The organism is Kiritimatiellia bacterium (genome assembly GCA_018001225.1).
Classification (GTDB): domain Bacteria; phylum Verrucomicrobiota; class Kiritimatiellia; order CAIQIC01; family JAGNIJ01; genus JAGNIJ01.
Map to the genome: position 1 here is coordinate 20,006 of JAGNIJ010000001.1, position 18,413 is coordinate 38,418.

The window sequence follows — 18,413 nt, forward strand, 5'->3', positions numbered from 1 at the left end:
GCGCAAAGAAGGAAACAGGCAGTACTCAGATCCTCTTCGCGTCTTTGCGTCTTTGCGTTAAAAAACGGTCATGAGGTTACTATACGAAAAGAGCGTGCCGGGGCGGCGGGCGGCGCGGATGCCGGACGGCGCGGACGAGTCGCCGGCCCATATCCCGGCGGCGCTGCGGCGCGAGCGGCCGGCGGACCTGCCGGAGCTGGCGGAGGTCGAGGTGGTGCGCCATTTCACCGCGCTCTCCCGCCTGAACTTCTCCGTGGACACGCACTTCTATCCGCTCGGTTCCTGCACGATGAAGTACAACCCCAAGGCCTGCGAGGCCGCGGCCGCGCTGCCGGGCCTGGCGGACCTGCATCCGCTCTGGCCGCAACTGCGGCACGGCGGGATGCTGACGCAGGGCGCGCTGCAACTCCTCTATGAGACCGAGCGGATGCTCTCCGAGATCACCGGCATGGCCGAGACCACGCTTCAGCCGCTCGCGGGAGCGCACGGGGAGCTGACCGGCGTGATGCTGATGGCCGCCTACCACCGCGACCGCGGGAACCGCAAGACGCACATCCTCGTGCCCGATTCCGCGCACGGCACCAACCCCGCCAGCGCCGCGATCGCGGGCTACGACGTCGTCAGCGTGCCCTCGGACGCCTCCGGCCGGATGGATCTCGATGCCTTCCGCCGGGCGATCAACGCGGAGACCGCGGGCGTGATGATGACCAGCCCCTCGACGCTCGGCCTGTTCGTCGCCAACAGCCGCGAGATCGCGGACCTGGTGCACGCCGTGGACGGGCTGATGTACTACGACGGGGCGAACCTCAACGCCATCCTCGGCCGCTGCAAGCCGGCGGAGATGGGCTTCGACGTCTGCCACCTGAACCTGCACAAGACGTTCGCCACGCCGCACGGCGGCGGCGGGCCGGGCGCGGGGCCGGTGGGCGTGGCGGAGAAGCTGCGGCCGTTCCTGCCGATCTCCCGCGTCGTGAAACAGCCCGACGGGACCTTCGCGCTGGACTACGACCTGCCGAGGAGCATCGGCTACATCGCGCCCTTCTACGGCAACTTCGGCGTGATCGTCCGGGCGTACGCGTACCTGCTGATGCTCGGCCGCGAGGGCCTGCGCGAGGTCAGCGACATGGCCGTGCTGAACGCGAATTACATCCAGGAAAAACTGCGGCCCCACTTCGAGGCCGTCGCCGCCGGGCGCTGCATGCACGAGTGCGTGTTCAGCGGCAAGCCGCTCGGCGCGCACGGCGTGCACACGCTGGACCTGGCCAAGGCGCTGATCGACCGCGGCATCCACCCGCCGACGGTTTATTTCCCGCTCAACGTGCCCGAGGCGATCATGATCGAGCCGACGGAGACCGAGACGCGGGAGACGCTGGACCGGTTCGTGGACGCGATGATCGAAGTAGCCGGCCTCGCGAAGACCGATCCGGAAGCCCTGAAGCGCGCGCCGGTCACGACGCCGGTCGGCCGGCTCGACGAGGTCGCCGCCGCGCGGAACATGGACTTGGTGTACCGCCGTTGAGGACGGAGTGCGCCGGCAAGTCCCGATCGCGAAGCGCATCGGGACGCGACGGCGCTCTCGGCAGCGTGCCGGCGCTTGACGCCGCGCAAGAGCGGTGTCGCGCTTCGCTTGCCACCGCGCTCCGGCATTAGCGCGGATGCTCGCCGACCAGCGCCTTGAACACGCCTTGCAGCGCGGCGCCGAGGATCCCGGCCCGGATGGAACCGACCGGGGTCCAGCGGTCGAGCGCGCGGGCGGGGCGGACATCCGAGGCGGCCTTCAGCCACAGCTCCAGGCCCGCCACGGATTCCACGGCGCCTTCCAGGGAGTAGAGGTTGATGTGGGGTACCCCGCGGCTCAAGGCCACCGAAACCACTTCGCGCAGGTCGTGCACGGACCGCATGCCGTGCAGGTAGGAGATAAAGTGCTCGTCGCCTCCGAACAGCAGGGCGCGCTCGCGGTGCTCCGGAAACCCGCTTTGGTCGCCGATCAGCCCGAGGTCCAGCGCCGCGCGGTCCCCATGGAAGCGGTGGGCCAGCGTCGCGTAGCGGTTGACCATGGTGACGTACTGGGGCTGCGTCGCGTGGTAGCGGTAGGTGATATACGAGATGCGGTCCCAGCGGATCATGCTGAACGGCGCGTTGAGGGCGTCCTGCGCCGTGGTGTTGCCGTAGCGCAGGAAATCCAAAAACACGCGGTTGGCCGCGCCCATGACCCGGACCTCGCGGTCGTGCAGCTCCTCGATCAGCGCGTTGAGGTCGGCCACGGACGCGGCGAAGCGTTTCGCGTTCTTTTCGCGGCGGAGCGTGCGCGCAAGGCCCGGGATGTTGAACCGGCGCACGTGAGCGAACAGCTCCTTGCCCAGTAGGGGGCTGGGCTCGCAGTCGAACACGACCCAGCGGGCGTCGAGGCGCTCCTGCTCCGCCCACTCCAGGAACCGGAGCGCGAGCGCGCGCGTGGCCGCGATCGTGTCCTCGCCGACGTACAGGTGTTCCTCGTACGGGTGCAGGAACCATGCGACGACCGTGATCTTCCGCGCCGCGGCCTCCCGGTAGACGCGGGCGAGGTCCGGGTCGCCGATTTCACCGGGCCCGACGTGGAGCAGCAGGTCGCAGCGGTACTGCGCCAGCAGCGGCAGCGTGCCCAGCACGTCGCGGTAGGGCATGAACTCGCACCAGATGGCCAGGCGGGGGGGCGCGGCGCAGACCGGCGCTCCGCTGAAGCAGGCCAGCCAGCAGCCCAGCCAGATCGATCGTTGTCGGATGAAGCCCATGGCCGGCGAAAAAAGGTAGCCACAACGCTCCCGTGCGGCAATTACTTCCTGGCGAGCGCCTTGAAGAAGGTGTAGCAGAAAACCCCGTCCGGCTCCGTCGTGCGGTACAAGGCTCGAAGGCCTTCGTCGAAGGCGCCCGGATCGAGAAGACCGTCGCGGAGGGCGGGCTCCCGGACGCCCTCGATCATGGCGGTGAAGGTGTTCTTCGTGAAGCCCTCGACCAACTCGGGCCGGCTGGAATCGGCGTACACCATCCGGGGCGAGACGGCCACCCCGTCGAAACCCGCATCGAGGAGCAGGGGGTACAGCCGCCGGCCGATCATGGCGTCGCCGCCCGCCCGGCGCTGCAGCTCGACCTGGCAGTGAATCGCGCGGCGGGCGGCCTCGCTGTCGGGATGGAAATACGCCGAGCCGTGGTCGCCCTCGATCACCGTGATCGTGCCCCCCGGCCGCAGTTGATCCTTCAGTATCCGCAACGCTTCCACGGGCCGGGCCAGGTGTTCCAGGACAAAGCATACGAACACGTGGTCGAAAGTCTCCGGGCCGAAGGGCAGCTTGAATAGGTCCGCCTGCTGAAAGTGCACGTTGACCAGGCCTGCCGCCGCTACCTGCCGCCGCGCCTCCGCGAGCGAGCTTGCCGATATATCCACGGATGTGATCAGGGCCTGCGGACTGTTTCCGGCCAGGGTGACCGTCTGGGCGCCGACGCCGCAGCCGGCTTCCAGGACCCGGCTGCCGGGCGGGTACCGCGTGTCGGAATGCAGCAGTTCGACCAGCGTCGAGGCCTGGTCCTGGAGGCGGAGATTTTCCCGGGGATGGTACCCGTGCACGTAGGTGTTATCCATGCGAAGCCCCTCCGTGATTCACCCTCGGCGGACGAGCCTGGCCGCGTAGGCTCCGTCGGTCTTCGAACCGGGCGGGCGCAGGGTGCGTTCCGCTTCCATGGAAAAACCGGGATGCTCTTTCAGCCATGACCGGACCTGCTCTTCGTCCTCCTCGGGCTCGAGGCTGCACGTGCTATACACGATCCGGCCGCCGGGGGCAACGGTGACGGCCAGCGCGTCGAGCAGCGCCCGCTGCTGGCGGACCGCGCCCCGCAGGCGGTCCGCGTTGAACCGCCAGCGGGCGTCGGGCCTGCGGCGCAGCACGCCCGTGTTGGTGCAGGGCGCGTCCGCGAGGATCGCATCGAACCCGCCGCGCGCGTCCGGCGGCAGGCCTTTTTCGAGCAAGGCGGGATCGTCCGCGCGCCCTTGCGCCACGCGCACGAAATCGTCCTGGAACCGCGCCAGGTTTTCGCGGAGGCGGTCCAGGCGCCCGGCGGAGGCATCCATGGCGACGAGGAGCCCTCGGCGCTCCATCCGCTCGGAGATCAGGATCGTTTTGCCGCCCGGCGCCGCGCAGGCGTCGAGTACGCGTTCGCCCGGTTTCGGCGCGAGCAAGTCCACGGCCATGGCGGTAGAGGGATCCTGGACGGCGAACCAGCCCTCGGCGTAGCCGGGCAGGGCCTCCACGCGGTGGCCGTGCGGCAATTCGAGGAAGCGGGGATCGGCCGGGTGGGGGCGGACCTCGATGCCGGCGGCGCGGAGCCGTTCTGGAAAGTCCGCCGGGGCGCCGCGGGCCGGTCGCAGCGCCGCGGCGGGCGGCGTGTTATTCCATTCGCAGAGGCGGGCGGCGGCGTCGACGCCGTAGCGGGCGGTCCAGCGGTCCAGCAGGATGTCCGGATGGGAGAGGCGGATTCCGGGCGGCTGTTCCGCCAGGCGCGCCAGCAGGTTCGCCCGGTCGGCCTGCGCGCGGCGCAGCAGGGCATTGACGAAGCCGGCGGCGCGGGGGCCCTCCGCCGCGCGCGCGGCCTCGACGGTTTCGTGGACGGCGGCGTGGTCCCGCATGCCGTCCATGAAAAGCAGTTGCTGGAGGCCGACGAGCGCCAGGGCGTCCAGTTCCGGCCGGGGTTGGCGCGGCGCGAGCTGCGCGCGGAGCCAGTCCAGGGCGCGCCAGCCGCGGATGACCCCGTAGGCCAGTTCCATGGCCAACGACCGTTGGGTGGCGAGGCGATGGAGCAAGCGATCCGGAAACAGACCCTGGCTCAACCAGGCCGAGATGACCCGTGCCGCATCGAGGCGCGCCTTCGCGGATTCGGACGTGCGGAATTCCGTGTTCAAGACCGGGGGCGGAGCGGGGCGCCGGTCATGGTTTGGAAGGGTGCCGGTGTGGGATGATATTCAGGCCGCTCGGCACGTGATAGATATCCGTACAGACTGGAGTGGTGAGAGGTTTAAAGGTTTTCTTCTCCTCGCTGATCCCCCACAAATCCTTCAGCGCCATCACGCCCGTGTACTCCGGTTCGGGACTTTCCTCGTGCCTCCCCCATTTAAAAAAGCGCATCGTCCTCTCCGTTATGGAAAAGTGCTGTCCTCACCTGCGCAATATGTACCTAAACGTTTTACTCGTGTAAAGGCCGCACGCATTTTTTTACCGCGGTGCGGCCGGTCAAGGCTGCCGGACCCGGACGCGGAAGTACAGGCGATCCGCCGCGCCCATGGCGCCGGTATAGACGTTGACGGGCGCGGAAGCCGCGATGTTGGTCTGGAACATTTGCCAGGCGCCGCTGGCGGCGTTGGTGCGGAAATCCACGTCGTAGGTGCGGCCCGTGGCGCTCGGCCAGGCCAGGACGGCAGAGCCGGGTGTGGCCGCGCGGCGCGTGTCGACCTGGAAGACCGAGGTCTTGTTGGTCGGGATGGTTTCCGCCACGTATTCCTGCCAGGTGAGGGCCGTGTCTCCATCCTGGTCGCCGAGGGCGGCGTTGTCGAAGTCGGCGGTCCAGCCGTGCTGCGCCAGCCACCACTCGGGCACGTCGTGGACGGCCAGGCGCGCGGCGAAGGCCGCCGTCACCTGCCGCGGCCCATTCATGATGACCGTGATGGTGGCGTTCGTTTCCTCGCCGGAGGGCGCGTCGCCGCTCCATGCGTCGAAGTCGTAGTAGTTGGAAGGGGTCGCGGTGATCGTCACGTTGCTGCCCAGGGCGGCCCAGCGGTCCGCGGCGTTCACGCTGCCGCCCGCGCCGGACTCGCTGTTGAACCAGTAGCCGGTGGACCACAGCCAGGTCACGGTCGTGTTCGTCGACATGGTGAACTGGCCGGTGACGTTGGAGGTCCCGGAGGCCGGCGAGGAGCCGGTCCGCGTCCAGCCGGTCAGCAGGAACTGGGTGGTGCCGGCCGTGACGGGCGAATTCAGGTTGGTGCAGGCGCGGACCGAGCCGGCGGCGGCGCTGTCCTCGGCCGAGCCCGAGCCCGGGCCGGCCAGGTCGATGACCGTGATCGTCAGGCCGTTGTAGAGGAAGGTCGCCGCGAGGCTGTGGTTGTTCGTGACATTCGTGAACGTGTACGAGTTCGTGGTCCCGATCGAGGCCCCGTCCACCTTCACGTCGGCGATGGTGTAGTTGGTCGCGGCCGCGATGGTGAAGGTCTTGTTCTGGCCGAAGTTGACCGTGCTGTTGGTCGGCGAAATGGATCCGTTCGGGCCGGCCAGCACGTAGATCACCGCCGAGGTCGCCGGGACGGCGGCCTGCTCCAACTGGAACGTCTTCATCACGGCCATGTGCTGCATGCCCTCGACGCCGGAGTCGGTGCTTAGCGCCGGCGAGGGCGGGGTGGCCCAGACCCGGGTGTCGAAGACCATGCCGTACGGGAAGCTGGTGCCGCCGACCATGGTGTTGGTGTGTTTGGGGACGAGGTTCGTGCTGGTGAGGACGTAGTCGTAGTCGCTGTCGCGCCCGGCATTCGTATCCATGTCGCCGCTCTGGTCGCGCGACTGCGGCTGGTCCACGGCGATCGCGGAGAGCGTGGTGATGCAAGCCTCGCTGCGGGTGGGGGTATTCAGGTCACCCGCGATGGCGATCAGGGCGTGGGCCGGCCAGTTGGACTGGATGCAGCCGCGCAGGTACGTGGCCTGGTTGTTCCGCTCCGTGCTCCCGGTGGTCAGGAGGTGCACGCTGACGACGTAGAGGTCCTGCGTCCCGGGGATGTCGATGATCGCCCAGGCCATGTCGCGGTTGGACACGTACGGGTCCGCCCACTGACCGGAGGACAGGATCGGGTACTTGCTGATGATGCCGTTGGGGATCTGTTCGCCGTCGGTTTCCACGTAGTAATAGTGGCCCGTGCTGAACGCCGCGTCCACGAGGGCTCGCGCGCCGCTGGCGTAGTTGAATTCCTGGACGCCCACGACATCCGGCTGCAGGGCTTGGAATATCCGGATGCCCGGGTCGTGGTAGGCCTGGTCGGTCCCGCTGGAGAGGTTCGCCGCCATGACGGTGAACGACACGTTGGACGTGGACGTGGCCGGATCGATGAAGACCGCGATCTGTTCCGAATCCGAGCCGTCCTCGTTGTAGGCATGGAACGTCGTGACCCAGGACCCTGTGGCCGCCGGGTAGGCCCAGTTCAACTCGCCCGACCCGTCGCCGTAATCCACGAACACCGCGCCGTCCGGCAGGTTGCTCGCGACGAGCGAGACCGCGTCGTCGTCCGGGTCGCTGGCGCTGACGGTGAAGATCAGGCTGGATCCCTGCGTGCCCTCGCGGCTGCCCACCGCGGCCAGCACCGGCGGATCGTTGAAATTCCAGGTTCCGCTGGTGAGCCCGATGTCGTCCACGTAGTAAAACTCGCTGGTGGAGTTGTTGTCGGCGGCGATCTTGACGCTGACGCTCGAGGAGCCGTCGGGGATGCGTATGCGGATGGTGGCGTAGCCGTCGGCCCCGTCGCCGTTGAACGTGACCGGCGTGCCGGCGGTGGTATGGGCCACCCCGCCGGCCGAGTAGGACCAGGTCAGGTTGGCGACCGCGTCCGTGGGATTGGCCTCCTGGAGGGTGATGTCGGGGTCCGACGGGAACTCGCCGCCGTCCAGCGCGACAAAGACCTGCAGGCCGTCATAGTTTTCCACGCCGCCCGTGGACGCGCAGTGGAGGCTCAACATGATGGAACTGTGGCCGCTCAAGTCCACGTTGCTGAAGGTCAGGCTATCGTAGCCTCCGATCCGGCGCCCGTACCCGCCCGTGCGGGCCGCCGCGGCCAGGGTGGCGCCGTCGCCGCTGAAATCCCAGGTGTCGTTGGTGGACCCGTCGAAGCCCTGGAAGACGATGGTCCCGGTCGGGGCCACGGGGTTGACGAAGACCGTGATGGTTTCGTCGTCGGCCCCGTCGTCGTCCGCCGCGTTGAAGGTAACGGAATAGGTGCCGGTGGGCGAGGCGTTGGTCCAGAGAAACGAGCCGGCGCCGTTGGTCGGGAAAAACGCGGCCCCCGCGGGGAGGTTGCTGGCCGTCAGCGTGATGGCGTCGCCGTCCAAGTCGGTGGCGGACACCGTGAAGTTCAACGTGTTGCTCTCGATGATGGACTTGTTCCCGATGGAAGCCAGGACGGGCAGGTTGGTCGGCCCCGGCGGCAGGGATACGGTGATGACGATGGTCTCGGTGGCGACCCCGTCCTTGTCCGCGGCATAGAAACTCGAGGTGTACACCCCGTCGGGTGAGGCGCTCAACCACACGAAATTGCCGTTCCCATTGGTCGCGCTGAACTCCGCGCTGGGCGGCAGGTTGCTGGCCGTCAACGTGATGAGATCGTCATCCACGATATCCACGGCCTGCACGGGGAACATCAGGTTGTTCGAGATCGTGATGGACTTGTCGCCGATGGGCGCGAGGATCGGGGGCGCGTTGGATTCCGCGGCCGCGGTGGCGGCATAGCGGACCTGGTCCACGCTCCAGCGGGTGGAGCGATAGGAGGGCGAAACGTAGTAAAAGGCGACGAACACCTGCTCCTGGCCCACGTAGGCGGTCAGGTTGTTGGTGTGCTTGGCCCAGACATTCCGGTCCGCCGGGCGGGTATAGGAGAGGTCGGCCCAGGACACGCCGGCGGCCAGCGGGTCGCCCGTGCCGGGATAGTTGGTGGAAATCTTGACCGTGATGTCGTTGCCGCTGTTTTCCCGCTTGGTCCAGTAGGTGAGGATCGGATCCGTCACGGCCGTCAGGTTCAGCGCCGGGCTGATCAGCCAGTCGTCGCTGCTGGTGCCTTCCATCTCCATCTTCCACGAGGTGCTTTCCGCGCCGGGGAAGTTCACGCGCGACCAGTTGTCGCCGCTGGCCCGGCTGTAGTTGGTCCAGCCCTGCCACCCGTCCTCGAAGTCCCACAGGTTGCTGGTGACCGCGGACGCCGGCGGGTTGACCGTGATCGTGAGGGTCTCGAAGTCCGCGCCGTCCTTGTCCGCGGCGTAGAAGCTCGTCGTGTAGACGCCGTCGGGGCTGGGCAGGGCCCACGTGAACGTGCCGTGGCCGTTCGTGGAGGAGAGCACCGCGCCGGCCGGGGCGTTGCTCATCGTGAGCGTGATGGGGTCGTTGTCCGCGGAATCCGTGGCGTCAATGGTGAACTGGAGCTGGACGGCCTCCTCGGTCACCTTGTTTCCGATGGCGGCCAGGACCGGCGGCTGGTTGGTCGGCAGGCTGCTCGCCGCGTCGTAGTACAGCTCCACGAACTCGTTGGAGAAGTTGGACGCGTCCGCGTACTCGCTGATCCGCAGGCCCGCCGTGCCGTTGCCGGACGCGCCCGCGCCGGGCGTGGCCGTTTCCAGCGCGGCGGACGACCAGTTCCCTGCGTCCGAGGCGGCCCCCCCCAGGTTGGTGCGCTGGACCGACATGTATTGCGGGTTCAACGAGGCCGGGGTCGTGCCGTCCACCAGGACGCCCGAACCGTTGAGCAGCGTGTACGTCTCGCCCCCGTTCAACAACGGCAGGGTGCCGCCGGAATTGAGGAAGAGGACGTTCGTCCCGAGCGTAACCCCCCACGCGGCCTCGAACACGGACTGGTTTGCCGCGCGGGCCACGACGACGTACTGGTTCGGGCCCACCGTCGTGCTCGCCGGGAAGGTATAGGTCTGGGTGGCGTTGGACTGGATCAGGCTGTAGCCGCTGATGTCCAGGGAGGAACCCCCGCCCCCGGCGGCCGGGTTGACGGTGATCGTAATGGACTCCTCGTCGGAGCCGTCGTTGTCCGCCGCGTTGAAGGTGACGGAATAGGTGCCGGTGGGGGCGGCATTGGTCCAGAGGAAGGAGGCGGCCTCGTTGGTCGGGTAGAAGGCGGCGCCCGCGGGCAGGTTGCTGGCGGTCAGGGTCACCGTGTCGCCGTCGGTGGGCGTGGCGGTGACGGTGAACTGCAGGTTGCTGCCGACACCCACGGACTTTGCCCCGATGGCGTTCAGCACCGGCGGCGTGTTGGTCGAGCCGGCGCTGTAGTCCGTCACGGTCATGTCGTCGATGATGAGGTGCCCGTACTGGTTGTCGTTGAGGATGCGGATGCGGATCGCGCTGCTGGCGTCGTTCACGTTGGTGCTGTAGAGGGTGAACGTCGTGCCGGTATAGACCAGCGTGCCCACGTCCGTGTACGCGCCGCCCGCGACGGATTTTTGCACGCGGAACGTGCCGCCGCCGGTGTTGAGTTCGCGCCAGTAGAAGGACACCGTGCCGACCGTATCCAACGCGGGCGTGGCCAACTGGGCGCCGGCCGTGTCGTCGTTGATCCGTACCGCCCGGCCCGTGCCGCCGAGCGACGCCGAGGCGGCTTCGCCCAAAACGGAGAGGCCGGTCCAGGTCCCGCTGGACAGCAGGACGTTGCCGGTGATGTAGGAGCCGTTGGTGAAGGTGTCAAAGTTCTCGACAAAGTGGTCGGCGGCGAAAAGAGAACAGGGCCGCCCGCATAACGCGGCCGCCAGAATGCAAAGGGCTCCCAGCCTAAATCTCGGCATGTAAAACCTTTAAGTATTTCTGCGTAAAGTTGAAGGGTGACTATACCCCCGTGCCGCGCTGGTGTTTAGTCTGCCGCCCATACTTTTCGGACCGTGTTGCGGTTGATTTTTCGCCGGGAGCGGGGCATGGTGCGGCCGATGTTCCGAATCATCATGCTGCTGGGCGCGCTGCTGTTGGCGTCCTCCTGCGCCACGACACCGAAAGAGGCCCGGCGGCCCCCGGACCGGACGCTGAACATGACCGTCACGGCCTATTGCCCCTGCGGGAAATGCTGCGGCTGGCGTCGCAACTGGCTCTTCCGCCCGGTCATCAGTTCGGGACCGCGCCGCGGCAAACCCAAGGCCGTCGGCGTGACCGCCTCCGGGACAAAGGCCCGGCCCGGCACCATCGCGGCGGATACCCGCCTCCTGCCGTTCGGCACCGTCCTGTACGTGCCGGGCTACGGCTACGGCCGGGTCGAGGACATCGGCGGCGACATCCAGGGCCATCGCCTCGATGTCTTCTTCAAGCGGCATTCCACGGCCGAGGCGTGGGGCGTCCAGCGGTTGCCGGTCCGCGTGTGGTACGCGGCGCCGGCCGCCCGCTGATGCACACCCCCTCCGCTCCTGAACCCTGAACCCTGAACCCTGAACCCATCTTCCGATTCCACGCGACAAGCGGGGCCGGATGGTGTAGTGTAAAGGCGGTTTCAAAATAGGAGGAAACCTATGAGTCGCTGGGCATGGATGGCGGGCGCGGTGATGGCGGCGGTGCTGATGGCGGTCCCGGTGATGGCGGAGGAGGCGGCGCTGCAGGATGTCGAGTCCACCTTGGTCCAGGCGGTGGGCTACGACGCGGCCACGCAGACGCTGACGGTCAAGCTGGTCACGGACGGCAGCGTGTACGAGTACTTCGGCGTGCCGCAGGAAGTCTACGACCAGTTCATGGCGGCGGAGTCGAAGGGGAACTTCTTCGCCAAGAACATCAAGAACGTCTACAAGTTCCAGAAGAAGCAATAACGAAACCCCGGCCTCGAAAGGAAGGCGCAAGGCGCCGCTTCCGGGGCCGCCGGCTGCTTTCTTGAAAGCCCGCCCCGCCGGTTCGGCGGCGCGGGCTTTCTATGGTCTCTGGCCCGGCGCGGGTCAGCCGCGCGGGGGACGATCCTCGCGCGGGCGCGCCTCGTTGACGCGGACGGCCCTCCCGGCGATTTCCTGGTTATTCACGGCCTCGATGGCCTTGCGGCCCTCGTCGTCGTTGGACATTTCCACGAAGCCGAAGCCCCGGGAGCGTCCCGTTTCCCGGTCTTCCACGACCTTGGCCGACTTGACCTGGCCGAACGGCTCGAACGCGGCGCGGAGGTCCGCGTCGGTGGCTTTAAACGACAGGTTCCCGACGTATATGTTCACTCTCGTTGCTCCTGCGTGCTCGCTGCCCATTCCCGCCTTCCGGAAAGAGGCCGGCAGCAGGCCTCTCGCCGAGCATGCTGAAAGATAGGGGAGGCCCCGGGCCCCGGCAAGCCGATAAAATCGGGGCGGGCTGGGCGGTCAAAAGTTCGTCTTCGGGCGCCCGGGGCTCCGGGCCAGGGCGGTCGTCCGCCCCTCGAGAAGCCGGAGGCCGGCGCGTTTCAGCGCGCCGGGCACCGGAACCAGGACTTGCGCGCCCTGCGCCGTGACGGCCGCCTCGACCTCGTCGCGGGCCAGGGTGTTCCACCGGATCGGCCCGTCGGCGCACCGGGAAAATACCCAGGCGGTGCGCGTCTTCCGGGCTGGGCTCATGTCGGTGCGGATCCGGCTCTTCACGCGGGCCAGCAGCCGGAGCCGCTGCCAAGCGCCCAGCCGGCCTTCCAGGGCTTCCTGCAGTGCGGCGACGAACTGCCGGTTCCGGTCCATCCGCCCGAAGTCGGTGTCGGGCTTGCGCAGCCGGACGAACTCCAGGGCACGCCGCCCGTCGAGGTAGTTCCAGCCCGGCCCGAACCACACGGCGTAACCCCGCCCGCCCTTCACGGGGAAGAACGAGCGGTCCACCACGAGGTGGTCGATGTACACCTCCACGCCGCCGATGGAATCCACGATATCCTGCACGATCGGGAACCCGAGCACGACGACGCCGTCGATCGGGACGCCGAGCAGGCGCGACACCGTCTCTCGGGCCGCCCGCCGTCCGCCGCCCGGCACGCCGAAATAGTCGCCGTAGAAGAGGGCGGTGTTGATGCGGTTGGTCTGCAGGGTCGGCAGGCCGCGGATCGGCACGTACAGGTCGCGCGGCAGGGAGAGCCCGCTCATGCTTCGCCTCGCCGGGTCCGCGCGCAATACGAAGATGGCGTCCGACCGGCCCGGTTCCGACGCGGATCGCGTGTCCGAGCCCAGGACCAGGATCGTGAACGGCGCGGACGCCCATTCCGACCGCACCTGCCAGGCGGTCAGCCCGGCGGCGGCCAGGAGGCCCGCCCACAGAACGGCGCGCCGGGCGCCATGACGGCTTTCTCTCATGCGTGCAAAAACAGGCCCACGATAGGCGTCCGGCCCGTTTTTGTAAAGCGGCACCGGGCCGCTTGACTTTGGCGGTCCGGCGTTCAAAATGGCGCCTTTCACATCGGCCGGCGTCCGCCCCGCGGCGGTCCGGCGGGTAAAGGCGGAATCTATGTCGGACATACAACTTCAATGCCTCGGTTGCAGCAAGGCCTTCCTCGTTTCCGATGACCAGGCCGGGCTCCTGGTCCCGTGTCCCCAGTGCGGCCGCCAGATCGCCGTGCCCGTGCCGTCGGACCAGGCCGAGCGCGCGCCGAAGCTGGCCCTCCGCCGGGAGGGCCCCCTGGCGGCCGTCGGCATGAACTGCCCGTCCTGCGGCGCGACCATGCCGCCGGGCGCCGTGCTCTGCGTCGAATGCGGATACGATGTGCGCAAGGGCGTCCGGCTTGGCGAGACCCCGGGCTGGCCGCCGTACGTGCGCTGGCTGATCGCCGGCGCCGGCGTGATCATCGTGGTCATGCTCGTGAAGACCTTCCTGCGCCCCCATGCGATTTCCGAGATCGCCGCGCCGGCGCCCGCGGTGCAGGCCCCGCCGCCCGCGCCGACGGCGCCCGTGCCCGCGCCCGAAGCAGCCCCCGTCGCGGAGCCGGCGCCCGCCCCCCCGCCGGTGCCGGTCCCGCCGTCCGAGACGAACGCGCCCCTCGCCGAGCCGGAGGTTTCCGCGGAGGAGCTGACCCGCCTGGAGGCGGATTACCGCGCGTCGCTCCAGGGCCGCCTGGACCAGCAGCAGCCGCTCTACCGGCCGGGCGACGTCGTGGAACTGCGCAAGGTCAACGGGCTGGTCATCCGCGGCAAGCTCAAATCGGTGGATGCCCAGAACGCGCTGGTACTGCGCGAGGAGGGCGAAGCCTCCGTGCCGCTGGCCGAGCTCGACCGGGAAAGCCGGGTGCGCTGCGACGCGGCGTTCCGGGACAAGTTCATCGAGTACCTGGTCAAAAAGAACATCGGTTCGATCCGGCCGCCCGAATCCCCCTGACCGGCCGCCGGCTCTGAACAGCGGCCGGGCCGAAGGGTATTTTTTCCCCCGGGGTGCAGGGATAGCCTGTATTGACGACCACAGCCATGAAAGAGAAGCACAGCCTTCACGAACTCGAAGCCGAAGTGGCGGAACTGACGCGGCTGCTGGTGCAGTCCGAGCGCGCCCAGTCGCTGGGCGCGCTGTCCGGCGGCGTGGCCCACCATTTCAACAACCTGCTGTCGGTGATCCTCGGCTATTCCTCCTTCGTGCTCAACCGCGAGTCCCTCTCGAAGGAGGCCGCCGAGGCGCTGCGCAAGATCGCCGAGGCCGCCCAGCGGGGGCGCCGCCTGACGGAGGAGATCCTGGCGTTCCTCGGCGGCGACAGCGAGGAGGTCAAGCCGTGCAGCGTGCACGACACGCTGCGCCACGTGCTCTCGCTGCTCGAATCCCAGACCGGGACCGCCATCCGCGTGCGCACCCATTTCGACGCCCGCCGCGACACGGTCCTCTCCGTGCCCAGCGCCATCCACCAGATCGTCTTCAACCTCCTGACCCACGCGATCGACAGCCTGCCGGGCGGCGGCTGGCTGGAGGTCAGCACGACGAACGAGCGCATGGGCGGCGAGGCCGGGGAGCGCGAGTTCCTGCAACTCGACGTCGTGGACCTTTCGGAGAAGGGGGCGGAGCCCCGCCGCGCCGCGCCCGAGGCCGGCGCGCGCAAGAGCCTCAAGCTCTCCAGCGCCTACGGCATGGTCGGCCGCCTCGAGGGCTCGCTCGTCATCACCGAGCAGGGCGACGCGGGGAGCCGCGTGCGCGTCCTGCTGCCCGTCGGCGCCGCCGGCGCGGCGGCCCCCGAGGAGACGAAGCGCCGCCGGCGCCTGACGCCGCGCGTGATCTGGGTGGTCGACGACGACCCCATCTTCCGGGAGATGTGCCGCCAGGTCCTTTCCGACAGCGGCCACGAGGTCGAGGAACTGGACAGCGGCTCGGCGTTCAAGGAGCGCTGGCGCAAGGGCGGCGCGAAGCCCGACCTGATCATCATGGATTTCAGCATGCCGGAGTACAACGGCCTTCAGCTCTGCGAATGGCTCAAGGCCGAGGGCGGTCTCGTGCCCGTGATCCTGGTCAGCGGCTTCGCCGCCACGCAGCCGGACATCGCCAGGGCCCTGCGCCTGAAGCGGACCTCCTTCCTCCAGAAGCCCTTCTCGTTCCGCGAGATGACCGACGTCGTCACCATGGCGATGGGCGAGACCCTGATCGGGGAATAAAATAAGGGCGCCGGCAAGCGGCGCCCCTACTTCGTTCCCCGCGGAGGTCGATCAGAATTCGAACCGCACGCAGCCGCCGAGGATCGCCGTGTCGGTGTCCACGTCGATGTCGCCCCATTCCGTGAACTGGTAGCGGCCGTAGATGTCCAGGTGGAGGGCATCCGGCAGGACTTCCAGGTCCAGGCCGGCGCGCAGGACGTAGAACGGATCGTCCGCCCAGTCCTTGATGGGATCGCCGAAGTAATAGATGCCGACGCCGACGCCCGCATAGATCCAGCTGCCGAGGATGGCGAACGCCTGGGGCGCGTAGTCCGTGTCCCCCCGGCCGAGCACGCCGTCCGGGAAGAATTCCACGTCGGCCTCGATCCGGAACATCTCCGACGGACAGTACTGGTAGGACACGAGGTAGGACAGGCCGTCCTCGTCGAAGTCCTCGTCCACGTCGTCGATCACGCGCCAGTAGTTGACGCCGCCGCCGAGCCGGCTCTCCTGCGCCGCCGCCGGCATCGCGAACACGGAGACAAACAACAGCGCCAGCAGTACACCGATCGCTTTCTTCATGCTTTTCTCCTTTGCTGATGACGGCGCGCCTCGCGCCGGGCCGGCATATTGCCAGCTAATTATTCATTCTAGCAGACTTCCGCCGCGCGCAAGAAAAAAAGTCAACAAGATCGCGCTTTTGTGGTAAGCATGGAATCGTTTAACCATGGGAGTTCAACACATGCGCCGAACCATACTGCCCTCCATGCTCCTGCTGATTGCCGGCCTCGTGTTCACCGCGCAGGCCGATCCACCGAACACCGCGATCCTCGACGGCCGGCCCACGGAGTACGACGGGACCGACCTGGCCGGCACGTTCACCGGCGCGCCGCTGTGGGTCGGCAGCCTCATCACCAACCTGTACGTCACTTGGGACGAGGCGTACCTGTACGTCGCGCTGCAGGGTTGGGAGGCCGACAACAAGCTGGTGGTCCTGCTGGACGTGGACCCCGAGGCCGGGACGGGCGCGACCACGACGACCAACTGGGTGAACGTGGACCCTGCCTACATCAAGTACAACTGCGTGGGCTGGCAGGCCTCGGACGCCGCGGCCGACAGCTTCGGCCTGGATTACATGCTGGCCTCCGAAGGCTATTATAACAACGTCCTGCGGATTACCTACGACGGCGTGACGCTGGACACCAACGCCGTCGAGGCGCTGTTCGACCAGGGCAACGGCGCCGGCCCGCGCGGCACGCCGGTGGATATGGTCGTGCAGGCCGACGCGACCGCCTGCGACCTGAAGGGCTTCGAAGCCCGCATCCCTTGGAGCGTGCTGTACGCCGGGACCCGCTTCGGGACCGTCGACGCCGGCAAGGTCGTGCCGTACGGGGCGCGGCTGCGCCTCTTCGCCAACCTGCACAATAACGCGCCGGACAGTTCCTATAGCGCGTCGGACGTCATTCCCGCGCAGGTCAGCGCGGGCGCGGCCTACGCCGACGGGCTGCTCACCACGGCCGATTATGTCACGCTGGACGTGGACGCGGACAACGACGGCTTCCCGGACGTCGCCGCCGGCGACGTCAACGCGCCGTTCATCCGGGCGGTCGCCGGCGCGCAGTCCAACTCCATCGTTTACGCCCGCTTCAACGAAGACGTCGTGGAGGCGACGGCGACGAACCCGGCGAACTGGGAAGTGGGCGGGGGGATCCCGGAATCCGTGGACAAGCTGGCCGAGGACGCGTTCCTGCTGCACCTGACGAACGACCTGCCGGCGGCCGGGACGCTCGTGCCGGTCCGGTCGTTCAACATCGAGGACGCGGCGACGAACAGCAAGACCGCGTCGCTCTGCCTGTTCCCTTCGGACTCGGGCATCGCCACCGCGGTGACCGTCCGCTTCGTGCTCCAGACCGCCTCCGGGTTCGGCCGGACGAACGGCCTGGCCTACCACCTCAACGGCTCCACCGAGCCGCTGGAGTGGGGCTACCCGCCCTCGACCTCCATGCCGCTGGCGCTGCTCGGCGGCCCGCTCACGTCGTACTTCCGCGATGTCACCTTTCCGCCCGGCACGCCGACCCGGATTTACTACAAGTACAGCGGCATCCTGAAGAACACCGGCACGAACAACTTCGAGGCGATCCGCCTGCACAACTACGCCGACGCGTCGCGCTGGCTCACCCTGCCGACCGACGGCAGCAGCCTCGTGGTCACCGACTACCTCGGCGCGGCCGCCCATCCGTGGCGCGACCCGAACGACACGAACGTGGATCATTACGCGGCGTTGTACGCCGACGCGCGCCGCGGCGACGCCGGCGTGCGCGAGCGCGTGACCATGACCTTCCGGCTCGACCTTTCCGGCCGCGACCTCTACGGCGTCCAGCGCGTCCTCGTCGTCGGCGGCGACCCGCTGCGGGGCTACAACCGCAGCGGCACGGGCGTCAGCGACTGGCCGGGCAATGCCGCCGTGGTCGGCTGGGACCTCGGCGGCGTGGAGTTGGTGGACGACGGCACGCTGGGCGACGCGGCCGCCGGGGACGGCATCTACTCGCGCACGTGGGGCTTCACGACCAACGGCCTCGACGCCGCGCTCGTGGGCGATCCCTATTCCCTGGTGGGGGGGCGATTACTTCAGCGTGCCGTACGCCGGGAGCTGGGCGGACCGGCGTACGCCCCGCAGCTTCGCCTACAAGTACGCCGTGGTTTTCGGCGTCGAGGACGCGCTGCTGGACCCGGCCTCGGATGTCGAGTACTACATCGAAACGGGCGCGACGAACATCGTGCTCGACCCGTACGTGTGGGCCAACAGCGAACTGCCCTTCGCGCCGGCGGCCAACCCGCCGGAGCCCTACGCCCTTCAGCCGGTGGCCGGCGGGACGCGCGTCCTGTTCACGAACGCGATCGGCGAGGCCCAGCACGGCGTCCAGTTCTCCACCAACCTGGCCGCGGGCTGGGTGGATTACGGCCAGACGGCCGCGGGCTCGGGCGGGAACTGGACGGTGACCGTGGAGAACGCCAGCAACCCGATGTTCTTCCGCCTGTACGCCGGGGCGCATCCCTTCCAGGGCGTCTGGTGGGATCCCAACCCGCTGCCGGAAACCGGCGGGACGATGCGGATCTACTACACGCAGTACAGCCGCGGGC

Annotated in this window: 13 protein-coding genes; 5 read left to right on the plus strand and 8 right to left on the minus strand. The window is 68.2% G+C overall.

Annotated features, from left to right (window positions below):
- Nucleotides 1–70 precede the first annotated feature (70 nt).
- Nucleotides 71–1,519 (plus strand): aminomethyl-transferring glycine dehydrogenase subunit GcvPB, encoded by a 1,449-nt coding sequence (gene gcvPB, locus KA248_00090; GenBank protein ID MBP7828292.1) that lies wholly within the window; start codon nucleotides 71–73, stop codon nucleotides 1,517–1,519.
- A gap of 127 nt (nucleotides 1,520–1,646) precedes the next feature.
- Here gcvPB and KA248_00095 read toward each other — a convergent pair whose 3' ends face one another.
- The 5 genes from KA248_00095 to KA248_00115 all read right to left on the minus strand — a co-directional run bounded on the left by KA248_00095 (nucleotide 1,647) and on the right by KA248_00115 (nucleotide 10,559).
- A complete protein-coding gene (locus KA248_00095) occupies nucleotides 1,647–2,771 on the minus strand; it encodes a hypothetical protein (GenBank protein ID MBP7828293.1) in 1,125 nt (374 codons plus the stop codon).
- Between the two features lie 41 nt (nucleotides 2,772–2,812).
- Nucleotides 2,813–3,616: a methyltransferase domain-containing protein gene (locus tag KA248_00100; GenBank protein MBP7828294.1), complete on the minus strand. Its 804-nt coding sequence runs from the start codon at nucleotides 3,614–3,616 to the stop codon at nucleotides 2,813–2,815.
- A gap of 18 nt (nucleotides 3,617–3,634) precedes the next feature.
- Nucleotides 3,635–4,930, minus strand: coding sequence for a 16S rRNA (cytosine(967)-C(5))-methyltransferase RsmB (gene rsmB, locus KA248_00105; protein ID MBP7828295.1), 1,296 nt, complete (start codon nucleotides 4,928–4,930; stop codon nucleotides 3,635–3,637).
- 25 nt (nucleotides 4,931–4,955) lie between these two features.
- A complete protein-coding gene (locus tag KA248_00110; GenBank protein MBP7828296.1) occupies nucleotides 4,956–5,153 on the minus strand; it encodes a hypothetical protein in 198 nt (65 codons plus the stop codon).
- Nucleotides 5,154–5,258: 105 nt separating this feature from the next.
- A complete protein-coding gene (locus KA248_00115; protein ID MBP7828297.1) occupies nucleotides 5,259–10,559 on the minus strand; it encodes a hypothetical protein in 5,301 nt (1,766 codons plus the stop codon).
- Between the two features lie 126 nt (nucleotides 10,560–10,685).
- On the opposite strand from KA248_00115, the gene KA248_00120 reads away from it, so the two are divergent.
- Both KA248_00120 and KA248_00125 read left to right on the plus strand, forming a co-directional pair.
- Nucleotides 10,686–11,147 carry a 3D domain-containing protein gene (locus KA248_00120; GenBank protein MBP7828298.1) on the plus strand — a complete coding sequence of 154 codons (462 nt, stop codon included), beginning with the start codon at nucleotides 10,686–10,688 and terminating at the stop codon, nucleotides 11,145–11,147.
- Nucleotides 11,148–11,267: 120 nt separating this feature from the next.
- Complete coding sequence (locus KA248_00125; GenBank protein MBP7828299.1) at nucleotides 11,268–11,558, plus strand: KTSC domain-containing protein; 291 nt, start codon at nucleotides 11,268–11,270, stop codon at nucleotides 11,556–11,558.
- Between the two features lie 123 nt (nucleotides 11,559–11,681).
- Here the strand turns inward: KA248_00125 and KA248_00130 are convergent, their stop codons facing one another.
- A complete protein-coding gene (locus tag KA248_00130; protein MBP7828300.1) occupies nucleotides 11,682–11,945 on the minus strand; it encodes an RNA-binding protein in 264 nt (87 codons plus the stop codon).
- A 138-nt stretch (nucleotides 11,946–12,083) separates the two neighbouring features.
- Nucleotides 12,084–13,028, minus strand: a complete 945-nt coding sequence (locus tag KA248_00135) for an LCP family protein (GenBank protein MBP7828301.1) — start codon at nucleotides 13,026–13,028, stop codon at nucleotides 12,084–12,086.
- Nucleotides 13,029–13,179: 151 nt separating this feature from the next.
- Between KA248_00135 and KA248_00140 the strand changes: the two genes are divergently transcribed.
- A complete protein-coding gene (locus KA248_00140) occupies nucleotides 13,180–14,043 on the plus strand; it encodes a zinc ribbon domain-containing protein (protein MBP7828302.1) in 864 nt (287 codons plus the stop codon).
- Between the two features lie 86 nt (nucleotides 14,044–14,129).
- Entirely contained in the window at nucleotides 14,130–15,293 is a 1,164-nt protein-coding gene (locus KA248_00145) for a response regulator (GenBank protein MBP7828303.1), read from the plus strand.
- A gap of 51 nt (nucleotides 15,294–15,344) precedes the next feature.
- On the opposite strand, the gene KA248_00150 is transcribed toward KA248_00145, so the two are convergent.
- A complete protein-coding gene (locus tag KA248_00150; protein ID MBP7828304.1) occupies nucleotides 15,345–15,854 on the minus strand; it encodes a hypothetical protein in 510 nt (169 codons plus the stop codon).
- Between the last annotated feature and the right edge of the window lie 2,559 nt (nucleotides 15,855–18,413).